Source organism: Cohnella sp. WQ 127256 (assembly GCF_024519285.1).
Classification (GTDB): domain Bacteria; phylum Bacillota; class Bacilli; order Paenibacillales; family Paenibacillaceae; genus Cohnella.
The window spans coordinates 501,028-519,855 of record NZ_JAMZCY010000005.1 but is presented as its reverse complement, the minus strand read 5'-3'; the positions used below and the strand labels follow the sequence as shown (position 1 = coordinate 519,855).

General features: G+C 45.4%; 15 protein-coding genes. 3 read left to right on the top strand and 12 right to left on the bottom strand.

The annotated features are described in order from the left end of the window. The first annotated feature begins 69 nt into the window (after positions 1 to 69). Both M1K58_RS17350 and ilvD read left to right on the top strand, forming a co-directional pair. The gene (locus M1K58_RS17350) at positions 70 to 732 is read left to right on the top strand and encodes a 3'-5' exonuclease (RefSeq protein WP_256760100.1); all 663 of its coding nucleotides are present in this window, start codon (positions 70 to 72) and stop codon (positions 730 to 732) included. Between the two features lie 110 nt (positions 733 to 842). After that, positions 843 to 2,528: a dihydroxy-acid dehydratase gene (gene ilvD, locus M1K58_RS17345; protein ID WP_256760099.1), complete on the top strand. Its 1,686-nt coding sequence runs from the start codon at positions 843 to 845 to the stop codon at positions 2,526 to 2,528. A gap of 136 nt (positions 2,529 to 2,664) precedes the next feature. Here the strand turns inward: ilvD and M1K58_RS17340 are convergent, their stop codons facing one another. Next, on the bottom strand, positions 2,665 to 4,149 hold the full coding sequence (locus M1K58_RS17340) for a polysaccharide deacetylase family protein (protein ID WP_256760098.1): 1,485 nt from the start codon (positions 4,147 to 4,149) through the stop codon (positions 2,665 to 2,667). Positions 4,150 to 4,329: 180 nt separating this feature from the next. Here M1K58_RS17340 and M1K58_RS17335 point away from each other — a divergent pair, with 180 nt between their 5' ends. Then, positions 4,330 to 5,475, top strand: coding sequence for an AI-2E family transporter (locus M1K58_RS17335; protein ID WP_256760097.1), 1,146 nt, complete (start codon positions 4,330 to 4,332; stop codon positions 5,473 to 5,475). Here M1K58_RS17335 and M1K58_RS17330 read toward each other — a convergent pair. The 11 genes from M1K58_RS17330 to M1K58_RS17280 all read right to left on the bottom strand — a co-directional run bounded on the left by M1K58_RS17330 (position 5,408) and on the right by M1K58_RS17280 (position 18,772). Beyond that, positions 5,408 to 7,243, bottom strand: a complete 1,836-nt coding sequence (locus M1K58_RS17330; protein ID WP_256760096.1) for a peptidoglycan D,D-transpeptidase FtsI family protein — start codon at positions 7,241 to 7,243, stop codon at positions 5,408 to 5,410. The two genes, M1K58_RS17335 and M1K58_RS17330, sit on opposite strands and share 68 nt — an antisense overlap. Positions 7,244 to 7,345: 102 nt before the next feature. After that, complete coding sequence (locus tag M1K58_RS17325; protein ID WP_256760095.1) at positions 7,346 to 9,457, bottom strand: methyl-accepting chemotaxis protein; 2,112 nt, start codon at positions 9,455 to 9,457, stop codon at positions 7,346 to 7,348. A 179-nt stretch (positions 9,458 to 9,636) separates the two neighbouring features. Further along, entirely contained in the window at positions 9,637 to 10,896 is a 1,260-nt protein-coding gene (locus M1K58_RS17320; RefSeq protein ID WP_256760094.1) for a peptidase U32 family protein, read from the bottom strand. 23 nt (positions 10,897 to 10,919) lie between these two features. Beyond that, positions 10,920 to 11,834 (bottom strand): peptidase U32 family protein, encoded by a 915-nt coding sequence (locus M1K58_RS17315; RefSeq protein WP_256760093.1) that lies wholly within the window; start codon positions 11,832 to 11,834, stop codon positions 10,920 to 10,922. A gap of 130 nt (positions 11,835 to 11,964) precedes the next feature. Next, the gene (gene mltG, locus M1K58_RS17310) at positions 11,965 to 13,272 is read right to left on the bottom strand and encodes an endolytic transglycosylase MltG (RefSeq protein WP_256760092.1); all 1,308 of its coding nucleotides are present in this window, start codon (positions 13,270 to 13,272) and stop codon (positions 11,965 to 11,967) included. A 70-nt stretch (positions 13,273 to 13,342) separates the two neighbouring features. Next, complete coding sequence (locus M1K58_RS17305) at positions 13,343 to 13,639, bottom strand: DUF1292 domain-containing protein (RefSeq protein ID WP_256760091.1); 297 nt, start codon at positions 13,637 to 13,639, stop codon at positions 13,343 to 13,345. After that, positions 13,626 to 13,934, bottom strand: a complete 309-nt coding sequence (locus tag M1K58_RS17300) for a DUF1292 domain-containing protein (RefSeq protein ID WP_256760090.1) — start codon at positions 13,932 to 13,934, stop codon at positions 13,626 to 13,628. Before M1K58_RS17300 ends, M1K58_RS17305 begins: the two co-directional genes overlap by 14 nt. A 10-nt stretch (positions 13,935 to 13,944) precedes the next feature. Next, positions 13,945 to 14,358: a Holliday junction resolvase RuvX gene (gene ruvX / locus M1K58_RS17295; protein ID WP_256760089.1), complete on the bottom strand. Its 414-nt coding sequence runs from the start codon at positions 14,356 to 14,358 to the stop codon at positions 13,945 to 13,947. A 2-nt stretch (positions 14,359 to 14,360) separates the two neighbouring features. Next, entirely contained in the window at positions 14,361 to 14,636 is a 276-nt protein-coding gene (locus tag M1K58_RS17290; protein WP_256760088.1) for an IreB family regulatory phosphoprotein, read from the bottom strand. A gap of 83 nt (positions 14,637 to 14,719) precedes the next feature. After that, positions 14,720 to 17,347, bottom strand: coding sequence for an alanine--tRNA ligase (gene alaS, locus M1K58_RS17285; protein WP_306220549.1), 2,628 nt, complete (start codon positions 17,345 to 17,347; stop codon positions 14,720 to 14,722). A gap of 354 nt (positions 17,348 to 17,701) precedes the next feature. After that, complete coding sequence (locus M1K58_RS17280; protein ID WP_256760086.1) at positions 17,702 to 18,772, bottom strand: AI-2E family transporter; 1,071 nt, start codon at positions 18,770 to 18,772, stop codon at positions 17,702 to 17,704. Between the last annotated feature and the right edge of the window lie 56 nt (positions 18,773 to 18,828).

The following is an 18,828-nucleotide window of genomic DNA, read 5'->3' as shown; positions in this document are numbered from 1 at the left end:
GTCTCTTTGGAGACTATAATAACAAAAAGGTACGAAACCTATTCTCGAAATGTGTTAGAGGTGTTTGAATTGACCATTATCGTATATGATCTGGAAATGACGGTTCGGCGCAAAAAGGGCCAGATCGCTGAAATTATTGAAATCGGTGCAGCAAAGGTTGGCTTAGTCAACGGTGCTCCACAAATTATCGAAACGTTCCAATCGTTCGTTAAACCTGTCATTGTCCCTCAATTAACTGCAGATACAACAACCTTTACCGGTATAACCCAAGATGACGTGAATGGAGCAGGCCCTCTCACTCAAGTCACTCGGGATTTTTCCGAATGGATCGGTACAGAAGAGTATTACTTATGTGCATGGGGCCCGGACGATTTACGTCAGCTTGTCCAGGAATGCCGCCAACATCAAATTTCTACAGATTGGATCGTCAATCACAATAACCTTCAGAAAATGCTATCCAAGGTATACAAGCTTGAGAAGCACCAGCAGATGGGATTGAAGCCTGCTCTCGAGATGCTGGAAATCCCGTTCTCAGGGTCGCACCATCGTGCTATGGACGATGCGATTAATACCGCGCAAATTCTCGTTAAGCTTTATGACCAATTTCAGTTCCGGACCAATATGCTTAGCGATGACACTCATATCGATAGCGAAATCGTTTATAAAACGGATCACTACGAAAATTTGCCTTTCGCAGGCTTGTCTAATCTATTTCCCGAGCAACACAAATAACAGATGTAGCCGTACATTAATAGTACAATCCTCGTCTGGTCAAGGCGTCTGCTTCTATGATAAAATCAAGGATATGACATTTCGATTTATCCGAAAGCGAGGGTACTATTATGGCTAAGCAAAAAATGCGTTCAGACATGATCACTAAAGGCTTCGACCGCGCTCCTCATCGTAGCTTACTACGTGCTGCTGGTGTTAAAGAAGAAGATTTCGGCAAACCGTTTATAGCAGTCTGCAATTCTTACATTGATATCGTACCTGGTCACATTCATTTACAAGAATTCGGTAAAATCGTTAAAGATGCCATTCGCGAAGCAGGCGGCGTGCCCTTTGAATTTAATACAATCGGTGTAGATGATGGAATTGCAATGGGGCACATTGGTATGCGTTACTCTCTTGCAAGCCGTGAGATCATTGCCGACTCTGTCGAGACGATGGTCAACGCTCACTGGTTTGATGGCATGGTATGTATTCCTAACTGCGATAAAATTACCCCCGGCATGATGATGGCTGCGTTGCGCGTAAACATCCCTACTCTTTTTGTGAGTGGTGGACCAATGAAAGCCGGTCGTACGAGCGACGGTAAAGCGATCTCCCTTACCTCCGTTTTTGAAGGTGTGGGTGCCTTTATGAGTGGGCAAATCGATGAGAAGAGCCTAACTGAGCTTGAGCAATTTGGTTGTCCTACCTGTGGTTCATGTTCGGGTATGTTCACTGCGAACTCCATGAACTGTCTTGCTGAAGTACTTGGTCTTGCGTTACCGGGCAACGGAACAATTCTCGCTGTCGCACCAGAACGCCGCGATTTCGTAAAAAAATCGGCAACACAGCTTATGGAACTGATCAAGCTGAATATCAAGCCACGCGATATTGTGACCATAGATTCAATCGACAATGCATTTGCACTCGATATGGCTATGGGTGGATCTACAAACACTGTTCTGCATACCCTAGCGCTCGCGCATGAAGCAGATATCGATTACCCTATCGAACGTATCAACGAAGTTGCTAAACGCGTTCCTTATCTGTCCAAGCTAGCTCCTGCCTCCGACCACCATATCGAAGATCTGCATAATGCAGGTGGAGTAAGCGCAATTATTAACGAATTGTTCAAAAAAGAAGGCGCGCTACAAGGCAACGTGATGACTGTAACTGCCAAGACTCTCCGTGAGAACGTTGAGGGTGCTGAGATTACAGATCATTCCGTTATCCGCCCTATCGATGATCCGCATTCTAAAGAAGGCGGTCTGTCCGTCCTATTCGGGAATCTTGCTCCAGGCGGCTCTATCATTAAAGTCGGCGCTGTAGATAAATCTGTTGGCGGCTACCACCGTGGACCAGCGATCTGCTTCGACTCCCAAGAAGATGTTCTTCGTGGACTTGCAGAAGGTAAGGTCAAAGAAGGTCATGTCGTCGTTATTCGTTATGAAGGACCTAAAGGTGGTCCAGGCATGCCAGAAATGCTCGCTCCAACTTCCCAAATCGTCGGTATGGGCCTTGGAACGAAGGTTGGTTTGATTACTGATGGTCGTTTCTCTGGCGCTTCACGCGGTATCGCCATTGGTCATATTTCCCCTGAAGCTGCTGAAGGCGGTCCGATTGCATTCGTTAACGATGGTGACATGATCGAGCTAGATATGAATAATCGTTCGATTACGCTTGAAGTTAGCGATGAAGAACTAGATCGTCGTCGTTCCGAATGGAAAGGCTTCGAGCCGAAGATCAAACGCGGCTATCTTGCACGTTACTCCGCGATGGTTACCAATGCCAGCAAGGGCGGCGTCATGAAAATGTAGTTTGAGCTCTTATTACAGGAGGCTGTACCTAAGGTGTTCCACCTTGGGTACAGCCTCCTTCTCTATGTAGATGCAGCAATAAGTAATAAATAAAAAAGCGGGTACTAGGTTATATCCTAGTACCCGCCGTTATGTGCTATATAAGCTTACCGACTGCGCCATCCTCGAAATTGACTTCGATCTCTTCCGCTTCAGTAGATACCTTCTTACTTGTGTCCAATTTAGCTGAAGCTGTCCGATCGCGATTCGGTCGCCGTTTCGTTCTTGACTCGTCAGCCCATCCCAGTAGTACATCCCTTGGCATAATGAGCATACGAGGATTCATCGTTTCCCCTCTATCCCGAACTCTTTGATTTCCAGAGGGATGAATAACCCGAATAAGAATCCGTAAGTAAATATTCGTCGTCCAAGCGAAAAAGCCGCGAGGTAATTCGAATGTTCTGTACCCAAGTGATTCTGCACCTCGATGAATCATTGATACGCCATACAATGCTTTTACTTCATTTCCTTTTGGTGCCTTAGCAAGCTCCCTTGCCATTTCAGGAAGAGCGTGCTCCATCTCACGAATGATCCTGATCCCAATTTGCAAAGTCGACTTGGAATTCATACCGAGGTCAAATAGCATCTGATTCTCGAAGTGAATTTCCATAATCTTATCTCCAGAACGAAGAGTTTGCTTGTCACTCAGATCCAACGGGGGTCCCGAATACTTACGAATTCGATAATTGAAAAAGTGCCCTTGACCGACGGGACGAAGCCTAAATAGGATATGGAAACCTTTCTCATAGATCATCCATAGCTTAACGATTACTTTCTTGAGTGGTCCGATGGTATGACTTTTCTCCGCTGTGGACTCATTATTGTTCATATTCGTTCTCCTCACAGCTTGATGCTTATCCATCTTCTTACCCTTTGCTCGCTCCGTACTCGCTATCAATTTGTCGATGCCTACAAAATCATATCCAGCTCGACGCCCATCCTCCAGTATCCTTTCCAATGCTGAGATCGTATTCGCAGGTGCATCAGGATCTGCTCCAAAAGTAATTCCACAATCGTGCAATAGGAAAACCTCACCTGGTTTGAGCTTCTGCTTCATTCTCCGATACAGCTTGTCGGCACTCACTCGCTTGCGCCAATCTCCGAACAAGGAAGTCCATAACACGATTTGCAGGTAGCCTAGATTAGCATAATCGAATACGTTGACAATCCCCCAAGGAGGACGATAATACATAGGTCTAGTTCCTGTGACTTGCTTAATAACATCCGAAGTACGATGAATTTGTCGTTTAACCGTTCGCGGTCGCATAAGCCAATTCGTATGATGAACATAATTATGAATGCCAATAATATGGCCTTCCTCATGTATGCGCGCGATAATATCCGGATTCCGTTCTGCATTCTCACCGACTACAAAGAAGGTTGCTTGTACATTATAGCGTTTAAGCAAATCCAACAGCTTAGGTGTGTACACCGGATCTGGACCATCATCGAATGTTAATGCAATCTCCGTCTCCGACTTACCTTTCATGAATACCCTAAAACCAAAAATTCGACTGACCAAAGCCGGTAAAAATGCATAAAAAGTCAAAAAATAAAAACCGATCCATAGGATGATTTCCATGCCTTCCCCACCATCTTGATTGCCATAGTATACTGCCTGAGGTTATTGCCTGTCCTCTATTTTATCATATAAGCGGCTAAAATAGGCATCCTTATAGGCATCTTTTTTGATATCGTGTACAATGAACAATAAATGGAATTGCAAGCTTGTAAAAGTACATAGAAAAGGGTGGCTATAGAGATGTTGTCGTTGTATCAGAAATATTGGAGGACTGCATTCGATATCGGTATGATCGTCCTCACGGTTTGGCTTACGATGTACATATTCAGTTATTTATACAATCTCGCAACTCCCGTTTTTCTATCCTTCTTGGTATTTTGGATTATTGAACCGTTGGCTAGACGTCTTAATCGCTGGGGGATGCCAAAATCAATCGCTTCCGGAATAAGCGTTCTCCTCTTCACCTTAATCATTTTGGCGATTTTTATCGGACTGGGCTTTATCTTCACCATGCAAATCACACAGCTAGCCAAGGATTTACCGGAATATCAGAAGCTTCTACAAGAACAAATTGGCAATATATCTGATGACTTGAAAATGCAAATCGAAGCTCTCCCCCCTGACATTACTGAGAAAATAACACAAGCTATTGACTCAATAACAGCAATAGGAGCGAAATGGGCTGGTGGCTTCCTCAATAGTCTTGTCGGCTTTCTAAGCTCCTTCTCTTCTTTCGTGTTAAACTTCTCGATCGCGATCATCCTTGCCTATTTCTTAAGCATCGAGATTGACACATGGAAAAGACTCGGCAAGGAACGGTCACCTAAAACCATCAAAGTAGCTTTCGAGTTTTTACGACTTAATGTATTTAAGGGAATTGGTGCCTACCTCAAAGCTCAAGGAAAGCTCATTAGTATAACCTTCATTGTTATCTTTATCGCACTCTTAGCGTTAGGCGTTAATAACGCCTTCTCGATCGCATTACTTGCAGGCTTTTTCGATGTTCTCCCCTTGCTTGGAGTTAGTACGTTGTTTATTCCGTGGATTGTCTACTTATTCGTTACTGGAGAAACCAATTTAGCCATATGGCTAACAGGACTCCTACTGGTTGTAACTCTGACAAGACAATTTCTTGAACCTCGTATTACAGGCCAGACCGTTGGTGTTTCCGCCTTCACCATGCTTGCCTTTATGATGGTTTCTTTATCTGTATTTGGTGTCGCAGGGCTGATCTTAGCCCCGATTCTTATGATCTTACTTAAAGCTTTATATGATCAAGGCTACTTCCATAGATGGATACGGTTCCCTAAGGACGAATTTAACGTTTCTCCATTCGCGCCGCAAGTGTCCGATCCTGTTGCTCCTGAAGGCGAAGCCCGTCCATAATTGCTCCGAATAGCGTCGCTCCACGATTCCTCAGACCTGCTGGTTGATTTTCTATCAGCACCGCTACAACGTATCGTGGCTTGCTTGCCACAGGGCCGTAACCGACAAACCATTGGTCGTTACGGCCTTTTTGCTTGCCTGCCAGTTCCGCTGTCCCCGACTTTCCTGCTAATGACCACACAGCTCCCTTCAGGGCGTTCTCAGCAGTACCTTCTAGTACAACAGACCTCATTCCCTGTCTCAATAATGCGGCTGTCTCTGGCTTAATTTGGCCATATTTAGACTTGCTATATTGAACCTTCAGTGAAGCCATCAATCCCCCATCCGCGTATCGTACCTCCTTCACAAGTCGAGGAGAAAAAACTTTACCATCGTGTAAAATCGTAACAGCCATATTCGCCACCTGCAGCGGAGTGACACGTACGTCTCGTTGACCAATACCAGTACCCGTTCTTACTCCACCATCCTGTGCAGTTTTCTTGCTTAAGAAGATCGATCCCGCCTCTTCCTCTCCTAACAAGCGCAATGGCTCACCATCTACAAAATGGGCTGTACTCCAACCAATTTGCCTTCCTAATCCCATTCGTTCAGCCGTGATCTGCAGCCATGCCGGATCCAAGCGTTCAGCTAAAGTAGCAAACACGACATTACAAGATTGTGCGAAAGCCTGCTCTAATGTTAAATCCCCATGCCCATCTTCTTTCCAGCATTGCAATCCATACTTACCGTAATGACCATCACAATGGAACTTCTCCTCCCAAGTCGTAGCACCGGACTCAATTGCCGCGGCTAAAGTAACTGTTTTGAAAACTGATCCAGGAGGGGAAGCAACAAGTGCATGGTTACGCTCATCCGTATTTTTTGCACCGATATGATAAGGATCCAAACGAGGGAGCGACATCATAGCCAAAATATCCGCATTTGTCGTATCTAACACAACAGCCGCACCTTTATTAATGTTGTATATGCTCAAGACCTTTTCTACAATACGCTGGATGTCCAAGTCTATTGTCGTAGTTACCTGTAATGGAAAATGAGGGTTATTGGGAGCCGTTATCCGAAGACCAAGCCCCTCTAATGGGTGCCTAGTCGCATCTGTAACCTGCCTAACCGTGGTTAAAGCTCGTCCCTGAAGCAATCGATCCATCGATTTCTCTAGACCAGACCCTCCGATCGGAACCTTTAGCTTCATCTTCTGATTAACTAATTGCTCACCGTACACCTGACGAACTCTTTCTGGATGCTGAGAAATAAATCCAATCGCATGAAGTGGAGTAAAGCTTAAGGGGTATCGATTTATGAATGGAAGAACCGCTACACCAAGTAGCTTGGACTGTTCAGCCGTCTTAATCTGCTGCTTCGTGAGATTCAGAACTCTCAACGTGTTCTTATCCTTCAATACCTCGGGTTCGCGCAACTTCATAAGCCAGTTGTCCAGTTGCTCATAATCAAGTCCTAAAGCAGTTGCTAATTGCTGCATTTCATTGTTCGTTCCCCGAGGCATACCATTGTCGGGAAAAGCCGCTAGACTATGTACCGTCTCACCAGTCAGTAACCTACCGTTACGATCACGGAACTGCCCACGCCCGCTGTCGACAAGAAGCTCATCCGTGCGCTGATGGTTAGCACTTACGCTAAGTGACCCACTAGCCGTCTGCGAGCCTCCTAATCCGAGTTGCAGCCACGCCAATCTAGCTCCTTCTATACCCATAATTAAGGCGATCAACAATAATAATCGGAAACCTCTCGTCGCAATACCGCGGTTCATGAAACCAGCTCCTTCCTTATAGCGCTAGTCTCTATTATTTCCAAATCACAACAAAAAGAAGCAGGCAAGGATTTCCCCCTGCCTGCTTCTTCCTATTAAGGATTAGGATACGGTAAAACGGCTCAAAGACTCTCTTAACTGACCGGATACGGCCTCCAAGCGATTGGACAGCTGAACTAAGCCATCACTAATACCTAATTGCTCGTTGCTGAGTGATGCAACCTCCTCTGAGGTAGCTGAGGATTGCTGCGCAACCGCACTAACATTACTCATTGCCAAAGATAGAGTGGATTGTGCATTTTCCAATTGACGTACCGAACCCGTTGCCATCTCTAAACGGCTAACGAAACCACTCATATTGTCTTGAACGGTAACGAATATTTGATTCGCTTCGCGAACGGAATGAATCTGCTCTTGGAAGATCGGATATGCCTTGGATAAGACACCAACCGTCTCGTCGATCTCTCGTTGAATTTTTTCTACGATACCACCCACGACACCAATAGAGTCACGGGTTTGGTCAGCTAGCTTGCGGATCTCATCCGCAACAACCATGAAGCCTTTACCTGCTGCCCCTGCTCTTGCCGCTTCAATCGTTGCGTTCAAGGATAATATATTCGTTTGCTTCGTCATATTGCCTAGAACATCTAATATTTTACTAATCGAACGAGTGCTATCTTTCAAATTATCGACTTTCTCAACCATCGAACGAGTCATATCTTCCGTTTGACCCGTCTTCTCAATGAGTGATCCCATATAAAGCGACCCTTGTCGACCGGCTTCTTCAACCTCATTCGCAGATTGTCCCATTTCAACGTTGGAATCAATCACCAATTGAACTTGAGTTCCGATCTCGTAAGTAAGGTCAGAGCCTTTCTCCGATTCCATCGCAAGGTTTGTCGCCCCATTTGCGATTTCCTCTGTAGCTACGGCTATTTCCTTAGCAGCACCAGCGGTTTTACGAGAAGACTCTGTCAGTGCAGTCGCAGTGTCCAACACCTCTTGTGCCGATAAGTTTGTCTGACGAACGAGTTTAGTAATTTCCTCCATCATCCGGTTAAAGCTATCGGATACTTGACCAATCTCGTCTTTCTTACGAATAGTTGAACGGACAGTTAAATTTCCTCGTTCCCCTTCGTTCATTAGCGTACGAAGCTGAGAAAGCGGTCGTCCAACCGAGATCATCACGATCATACCGATAGCGCCAGCGATCAAGGCAGCTATGAATGTCATAATCCAAGTCAGGTTGCTAATTGCTTTAGCATCCTTAACAAGAGAAGAAACAGGGATATTACCGATAAGCTTCCAGTCATTCCCCATTAATCCTGCGGATGATAATGTCTTAGTCCCCTTAACGTTTATTGTTGAGGAGCCTTCTTCACTTGGTAAATCGTACTCATACTTCAATCCCATTTTAGTTATATCTGGGTCGTATACGGCTGTGCCATCTGGTGCAACGATATAAGCGGAGCTTTCTTCTCCGAAATTAACGGTTTTCATCTGGTCTTCCAATACTTTAGCTTTAATCTCTAGAATCAAATAATAGGAGGAACCTTGATTCAATAACCGACCTACAGCAAAAGTTGGTGTATTCCGACTTCCATCCAATCCTTTGGCCAAAGTTGGACTCCATTTCGCTTTGCCACTACCCTCGGAAATTTCTTTCAAGAAAGGTAACTTCACAACTTCTTCTTGATTAAGTGAACTACCCGTTGTGATAAACTGGCCTGCACGATCCGCTGGAACCAAAGAGATAGACTCATAGCTGGAATCAGCCATCGTTACGGTGTTCAGCTTCTCAGTGAGTTTCCTTGCCGTATCAAAGGCTTCAAAGTCATCCGTTGTAATTGTAAGAGAGCTTAATAGGTTAAGAAAAGTTGAGTCTGTAATAAATTGAAGAGATTGACGCTCATAACCATCTAACAATAGCGAAATCTTGCCTGCAGTCTGTATAGCAGTCTGGTTACTTGAATCAGCTACTTTATTTTGTATGATCGTACTGGACTTAGAATAGGAAAACCATCCTAAAGATAGAACACACACAATAATACTACAAAAAATAAGCAAAAACAGCTTCATACCCACGGAACGGATGGGGTTCTCAAACTTCGTCCCTTTGATCTGACCACCCATCTGCTTTGATAAATCGCTTACATTTTTAACAGTTTTTTTCAAACCTTCCGTTTTCAACTTCTCACGCCACGATTTACTCATGCAATAGGAGACCTCCAACTATGTAGTGACGAATGACAAGTGACAGATAAAAGAACTTGCCAAGATGTCTATAAAGCTTATATCGGCCACAATGGCATCAACGTTTAACTTTATATGTGACAATTTCGACAAGTTCTTTCGTAATCCTTGTTTTTTTTATTATTTTTGTACTATTTATTTTAGAATAGTCTTTTCCTCATTAAATCCAATGGACCTACAGGATACATCGTTTTTAAACGGACCATCTGTAGAGGATGACGCGCAACAGAAAGGGGATTCCCCTCCTCATCCATAATCTCCGTTATTTGCTGAGTAAATTGTCTGCCTCCAGGTCCAAAAAACTCCACTTCCATACCCGGCTTGAATGGGCTACGCTGCTGCACAGTCGCTATACCTGTTGCCTCATCATAATCTGTCACAATAGCCGCAAAGTCATAAGGAGCCGGCTTCTCTTCCGCCTCATAGATATGTTCCTTCACACCTGGAGTCGTATAGAAGAACCCCGAGTTTAGCGGTCTATTCGCCGCTTTACCAATATCCTCTACCCATTCAGGCCTTAGCTCATACCCCTCAGGATCAGCCATATAAGCATCGATTGCTTGTCGATAAACATTAACAACGGAAGCTACATAATGTATGCTCTTCATTCTACCCTCGATCTTAAAGCTATCTATTCCAGCTTCAATAAGATCTGGGATATGTTGAATCATGCTTAAGTCTTTAGAGCTCATTGTAAACGGGTTTTGCCCCTCATCCATGACAGATTCTTCATCCGCATGCAAATCGTATTTCCATCGGCAGGATTGACAGCATCCCCCACGGTTAGAATCTCGGTCTGTAAAATGGTTGGACAATACACAACGCCCGGAAACAGAAGAACACATAGCACCATGGATGAACGCTTCAATCTCGACATCTACGCGAGCTTTTATTTCTTGAATTTCCTCCATCGTCGTTTCACGAGCGAGTACAACGCGAGGCAAACCCTCATCTTTCCAAAATTGCACTGCTTGCCAATTCATCGTCGATTGCTGAGTGCTCAAATGAACCTCTAGCTTAGGGGCGACTCTCAGCGCCGTTTCCACGATTGCCGGATCAGCTGCTATGATAGCCGCAATCCCTACCTCCTCTAGTTGCTTGAGGTATTCCGCAATCCCTTCTAAGTCCTCTTGATGCGCATAGATATTCGTCGCTACGAACACTTTCGCACCATATTTTGCAGCGAATTGTACACCTTCTCGCATTTCTTCGAAGCTAAAGTTATCCGCATTGGAACGCAGTCCGTACTTTTGCCCTCCAATATAAACCGCATCAGCACCATAATGAACCGCAAACTTCAATTTCTCCAAGCTTCCTGCTGGAGCTAATAGCTCCGGCTTGGCTAAGCGCTGCCTCTTCCCCTTAGTAAGGGGCTTATCCTGCGTAAGAGCTTGGCTCATCCTTAACCCTCCCTGCAATTGTCTTAGTAAACCTGTTCCTTGTACAAAAACCCGAATCCTAGCTCTCTATCGGGATTTTGAAGCTTTTGAATATTAGCCAACCACTTGGGGTCAAATTTGTATGCCTTAGAGTTTTCACTCCACAAATCTAGAGCTTGTCGGTACCCCTTTAGTACAGCTTCGTTATACTCGTCCGATTTCAGTAGAGGCTCCACAAATAAGCTATCAACCCCAGCGTTAATAAGCTCCGGCAATGCTTCTAGTAAACAAATATCATCAGGACTCATGACATGAGTACCGTTATCATCCTCATAGACAGGAAACTTCTCATCCGGACGCTCAGCTTCAACCAAAAATAACCCTTTATCCGGACCTTTACGTATAAGAGTAGCTTCACGACCAAGATGCTCTAAATAGCTTTGTACGAGATTGCGATGGGAATGATAAATATTAGTCATTCCGTGAATTTGAATCTGGACCTCCATTGCAGATTTCTGCTTGAGATCAATGATTTCTTCCTCATTCAATTCCCGAGCAACAACTGCGCGAATTGCCCCCCGTTGCCCCCAATATGATGCGGATGAGGAATTCGTTCCCGTCATCTCTGCATTCCAGAACCAGTTCATTTCGGGAGTATATTGCCTAATATTCATCAATACTGCGGGATCACCGAAAACGATGGCATCCGCTTTTGCTTCTTGAACCGCCTTTAGATATTCAGGCAGCAAGCTAAGCTCGTCATTACGAAATAGCTTATTCATATTAACATAAACCTTGGCACCCAAGCGGTGAGCTGTGGAGACGGCTTCCTTCAGGTCTGTCGACTTAATTTCACCAGGCTGACGCATGCCGAATCGCGACTCACCAACTAACACAGCTGTCGCACCAGCTTGGATAAAACGTTCAATTTGTGCAATAGAGCCTACGGATATAAGCAATTCGGGAATAACTGTTGGAATGGAAATACACCTCCGAGAAGTCTTCGACCCGGCGCGCCTATCCAAGGTGCCATATAGGCACTTCGATTAGGCTCGTCGGGTCGGGCACGTCCGATGGAACGTGTCTTTATTATTTTTTAACGTTTTTCTCACTGAGTTTAATATTTTTCTGATGCTGCTTGTAGGTTAGAGCGAATAGGTGAGAATTCGTTCCGTCTTTCTTTGTTACATAATACAAGTAATCCGTCTGCTCGGGATACAGCGCAGCCTCAATGGATTTGAGACTTGGACTGGCGATTGGTCCTGGGGGTAATCCCTGATTCAGATAGGTATTATAAGGACTATCCACTTTAAGATCAACCTCGAGCAAGCGCTCCTTCTGTTTATCGAGCAAATATTGAATCGTAGCATCGATTTGAAGAGGCATTTTCTTCTTGAGGCGATTCTGAATGACACTCGCTACTATAGGGCGTTCTTCATCAACAACGACTTCACGTTCCACCAAGGAAGCGATTGTCAACAATTGATGTACCGTTAGGCCACGCTCCTCTAACTGACTCTGCCAATCCTCAGGCAATTGATCTAACTTATTATCAAGCTCAGAGAGCATCCGGTTTATGAGATCAACCTCTGTACTGCCATGCTTCATCTCGTACGTATCTGGGAATAGATACCCCTCTAGAGGTTGTCTTAAGCTATTATCAACTGGCAAAGCTTTCGTCCAGAGAGATCCCGTCCATAACGCCGAATTCCCTGCGGCTTCCATAAACTTGGCTTTGTCTACACCCGCAGTTTCCGACAATCTGGCTGCGATTTGTTGAACCGTGAACCCTTCCGGAATCGTAAAACGTATGGTAGCCGCGGCTACAATATCCCCAGTATTCAGCTTTGCAACAATTTGCTCACGCGTCATCCCTGGTTCTAGCTCATACACACCCGCTTGAAATCTTGAGCCCTCGCCCTCCAATTTCAACCAGCCGCTGAATAAGAATGCATTACGAATAAGTCCGTTTTCTTCAAGCACTTCAGCGACTTTCTGGGCACGCATTCCCGAACTGATCGTAACTTGTACGGGGGTTGCCGATGCCGATGTAGGCCGCAGGCCATTCCATAAAAAAAACACCACTCCAGCAGCCACAGACAATACCAGTCCAGACGCAATTAGAAAAGACCAGAGCAAGACACGTGGCTTGCGACGGCGAATGGGTGGAATCGTTGTCGTACGTGCAACAGCTTCAGGTTGCTTAGAAGAACTAGCAGGCGCCTCGGACCGCGGAAGTTCTGTATTCAATGTTGTGGGTCTCGACATCCGATTGAATCTGCTCAACTCCGTTGCCGCAGCTGTCTCTTTATTTCCTGTTGTTTTTTCCTCGTCGCCATTCACCTTATTGCCATATATGGATTTCCAACCCGTATTCGGCTCATCATCTCTATCCACGCCTTTTCCCCTCCAACAAGCCCTGATTTCGTGAAAAAGAGCGGTTGCCCGCTCCCTTTCCCCTAATTACTCAGGGCTGATCATCACTGCCAAATTGTAAATCATCGAAAGCTTCGGCAACAAGCTCCCATTCCTCTTCATTTGTAACATTTTCGAGCTGCGCCTCACCATTAGCTAATACCACAACTCTGAATACTTCGAATTCATCCTCTTGCTGCATCGTCTTCGATTGAAGAATCGCATAATCGCTTCCTTCAACGTCTAACTCAGCTAGTATGGTGTAGGTTTCTGCCGTTCCATCTTCACCATGTAGCTCTACATGATCGCCATAGGCTTGCCGCAAGGTGGAAACATTATTCTGCTGCATTGAATTCGCCCATCAAGGTGTTGAAAGTTTCTTCAACCATATCCCATTCAGCCTGATCCTCAATTGGATAAAGCTTTATTTCATCATTTTCTTCATCATAACGGAACGCGAATACTTCCTGCTCTTCATCGCCGTCCTCGTCAGCTGGAACAACCATCAAATATTTACGATCTGTTCCATCATCTAATTCAAAGCGCATAATAACCTCAAACGCTTCATCGTTCCCCTCATCATCAGGGATATAAATAATTTCTGCTTCTTCTTCTTCATTGATGTTGTTGTTTAAGTCTGTCATGACTATTCCCTCATTTCGATATCGAATCAAGATAGCTTTGCAGCATAATTGCTGCTGCCATCTTGTCGATGACTAGTTTACGTTTACGTCTACTTACGTCAGCTTCAAGTAATGTGCGTTCTGCAGATACGGTAGTCAGTCTCTCATCCCAGAGCTTTACAGGTAAGGATAGTGTCTGCTTAATACTTTCCGCGAATGCGATGCAATATTCCCCACTTGGGCCGACTGTACCATTCATATTCTTAGGCAGTCCGACAACAATAGATTCCACTTCATATTGTTTGATCAATTCTGCAATACGAGCCATCGGATCGGTGATGACCTTCTGGTCGATCACTTCCAAGCCTTGAGCGGTCCATCCAAAAAGATCGCTCATCGCTACACCGATCCGTCTTTCCCCATAATCCAGTCCCATTATGCGCATAATTATCGATTCTGCTGAAGATAGAAACGAACGAGTTCTTCGATCAATTCATCGCGTTCCTTCTTGCGGATCAGACTACGGGCATTGTTATGACGTGGAATAAAGGCAGGATCGCCCGAAAGCAAATAACCGACAATTTGATTGATCGGATGGTACTCTTTTTCTACTAAAGCATCATGTACCGTGAAAAAAATGTCGCGGGAAGATACCTCATGAGGATCCGCTACGACGTCAAACTTAACGGTCTGATCTAGGTGATTCTTGTCCGGTGAGCTCATCTCCAGCACCTCGCTTTCACTGACAAACTCTTAAGCACTTACTCCTATAATAACATAATCTCTGATGGACAGGAAATTAGTGGTTAGCTAATCTGTGCAATGACCAACTGTTCTGCAGCCGCAAGTGCTTCGGACAGCTTAGACGGATCCTTACCGCCCGCTTGAGCTAGCTCAGGCTTGCCTCCGCCACCACCACCGCAAATAGCAGCAATGTCTTTGATCAGTTTACCTGCGTGCAATCCTTGCTTCACGAGATCAGGGGTTACAGCAACAACGAAGTTCACTTTATCTTCAGCAGCTGCACCGAGCACAAGTACAGCGGATCCGAGCTTAAGCTTAAGCTCGTCTGCGACACCACGTAATGCATCCATATTTCCAGCATTTACTTCAGTAGCGAGCAATGTGACACCACTAACTGTTCGCGCCGCTGAGACGAGATCCGCTGCTTCCAAGCGACTAAGCTTGCCTTGCAACGATTCATTGTCACGTTGTAATTGGCGTACTTCACCTTGTACGGCTTCGATCCGTTTCGTGACATCATTAACTCCGCATTTTAATTGAGCCGCAGCGCCTTTAAGAATATTTAACTGGTCGTCAAGATAGTTGTATGCGTTACGTCCCGTTACCGCTTCAATACGGCGAACGCCAGAGCCGATACCGCCTTCGCTCACAAGCTTAAAGAGTCCGATTTGCGAAGTGTTCCGAACATGACAGCCACCACATAGCTCTAGGCTATAATCTCCAACCCGAACTACACGGACAATATCGCCATATTTTTCTCCGAATAACGCCATGGCTCCCATTGCTTTCGCTTCAGCAATCGGCTTGAATCCGATATCGAGCTCCGTGCCAATCCAGATCTGTTCATTCACTCGACGCTCAACTTCCGCCAGCTCTTCGGCTGTGATTGCACCAAAATGGGAGAAGTCGAAACGAAGACGCTCTGGCTCTACGAGTGAGCCAGCTTGATTAACATGCTCACCAAGCACATCTTTCAAAGCTCTGTGCAATAAGTGGGTAGCCGTATGGTTACGAACGATTTCGCTACGCTCGGTGGCGTTGACGGATGCCGTCAACGTGTCGCCTACCTTCAGATGCCCACCCGTTACAACAACCTGATGAACGGATTGACCATGCGGCGCTTTGCTTAAACCGTTTACTTCCGCATTGACACCTTTACCGAATAGAACACCACGGTCACTTACTTGTCCACCGCTCTCCGCGTAGAACGGTGTGCGATCAAGAACAACGAGTACTTTTTCGTCAACACCGGCAACGTCTACAAACTGATTGTCAGCAACGATAGCCAATACACGCGCCTCAGCGGTTAAGCCCTCATAGCCAATAAATTCGCTCTTTTCTGTGTAATCCGCTAAAGGTCCGCCCTGAACCTTCATGCTATCTGTTTCATGGCGTGCTGCACGGGCACGGTCGCGTTGCTCCTGCATCGAAGCATCGAAGCCTTCCCGATCAACAGTCATTCCCTGCTCAGTTGCATAATCTTCCGTCAAGTCGAACGGGAAGCCATAGGTGTCGTATAGCTTAAAGGCATCTGATCCAGAAATTTTGGTTTGACCTTCTGAGCTTGCCTTCTGACAAAGCTGAGCTAATATCGCCAAGCCGTCTGTCAATGTTTCATGGAAGCGTTCTTCCTCGGTACGAATGACCTTTTCGATAAATTCACGCTTTTCTAACACTTCAGGATAGTAGACGCCCATAATCTCGCCCACGGTAGGTGTAAGCTCCCATAGGAACGGACGATCAATGCCTAGCACCTTGCCGTAGCGAACCGCACGACGAAGCAGGCGGCGAATGACGTAGCCACGACCTTCGTTCGATGGAAGAACCCCGTCTCCTACCGAGAAAGCAACCGTCCGAATATGATCGGCAATGACTTTCAGGGCCACATCATGCTCTTCGTTCACCTTATACTTTACATTAGCGATTCCGCATGTACGCTCGATCATTGGCATAAACAAATCGGTGTCGAAGTTAGAATCAACATCTTGGAGGATGGAAGCAAAACGTTCGAGACCCGCACCTGTATCTATGTTCTTGTTAGGAAGTGGCGTGAAGCTGCCATCCTTATTGTGGTTGAATTGGGAGAACACGATGTTCCACACTTCCAGGAAGCGCTCGTTCTCCCCACCTGTCGTGCAGTCAGGATCGGAAAGATCACCATACTTGTCTCCACGATCATAGAAGATTTCCGTGCAGGGTCCGCATGGTCCTTCTCCGATATCCCAAAAGTTTTCTTGGAGCTTAACAATACGCTCAGGAGGAAGGCCAATTTTCTCATTCCAAAGGCGATAAGCTTCTTCATCCTCTGGATATACGGTTACAGACAATCTCTCAGAATCAAATCCGATCCATTCTGGGCCCGTAAGAAACTCCCACGCCCAAGTAATCGCGTCTTCTTTGAAATAGTCCCCTATCGAGAAGTTACCCAGCATTTCGAAAAAAGTGTGATGACGACGTGTTTTCCCTACATTCTCGATATCATTTGTACGGATACACTTTTGCGAATTCGCAATACGGGGATTTTCCGGCTTTACGCGTCCGTCAAAATAAGCTTTGAGCGGCGCCATCCCAGCGTTGATCCACAATAAGGAAGGATCATTATGGGGAACAAGTGGTGAGCTTGGCTCTATTTTATGGCCTTTGCTTTCGAAGAACGTTAACCATTTGCTGCGGATTTCTGCTGCCTTCATCGGTTTCATTCAGGATAATCCTCCTCTAATTTCACAAAAAAAATAAAAAAACGCCCCTTAAATCAGGGACGAAATCATCGCGGTACCACCCTGGTTATTGCATAAAACAACATGCAATCTCCTCTTACAGGGATAACGGCCCTCACCGGCGGACTTAGCCCGCACTCCGAAACGAGCTTCCTTCGTCCTTCGCATTGAAGATTTTCCCAGCCAAGCCATCAATCACGCCCGATAGAGCTATGATCCTACAACTTGAAATCTTCTCTCTGGTCATGCGGACTACAAAGTACTTATGTTTCGTCAACGTGTTTCAATATATATAATCTAAATTATAGACAACGTCTTTCGAAGCTGTCAAACGGTTTTTCTGTGGATGTAGTAGGCAGCAACATGCTGCACAACGACTTTCATAGCTGCGTAGAAAGGAACCGCCAAAATCATGCCAACAATGCCTGCCAATTCCCCTCCAATAAGCAGCACCAATATGATTGTTAAAGGGTGCATTTTCATTGATTTCCCGACAACTTGAGGGCTAATGACATTACTTTCGAGGTTCTGGCAAATCATGTTCACAACGATGACCATGAGTACCATTTTCCAAGAAATTGTAGAAGCCATGATCATCGCTGGCAGTGCCCCGAAGAACGGCCCAAGGTATGGAATAATATCGAACAGGGATACAAAACCCGCCATTAATAACGGGTAAGGCATGCCTATGATCAAATACCCTATATATGCAAGCACTCCGATGCACAAGGAAACGATCAGTTGTCCCCGTATGTAGCTGCCTAGCGCGGCGTCAATATCCTTCATAAGCCTAATTGCATGCTTTCGCCGCGCTCGAGGGATATACTGCAATGCTGCGCGTTCGAATACATCCAAATCCTTCATCATGTAAAAAGCGAGAAAAGGTACGATCATCGCAATAAACAAAACATTAACGACAGCGCCAATATTATTCAGGAAATCGGAGATTCTTTTCTCAATCTGCTTCTCCATGCTACTAATTGAGCTGTTAATCCCATCTCGGACAGTCTCCGGAAAAACGTTGTTATTATTGAAATGATCAACAACACTTTGCGCTTTCATCGTTAATTCCGGCATGTGCTCGTTCAGTTCTTCCACCTGATTCATAAACATTGGAATGACATTCATCAGAATGACAATAGAAACTGAAATGAACACCGTATAAATAAGAAGAACGGCAGCAGTTCGTGGAACCTTGCGATCATGCAGCATATTAACGATCGGATTCAACATATACGAAATGACCATGGCGATGAGAAAGGGGGCTAATACTGCCTTCAGAAAATCATAGACAGAACTCAACATGGGACGCACTAACACCACGAGAAACAAAACCACCAAACAAAGAATCGTATAGATTAGCACGCTAAAAAAACGGCTCTGAGTAAACCGATCCATCTCTCCACCCCTTGCCCGACCTGCCAGAGCTGTTAACCTGACTGTTTCTCTTCGCT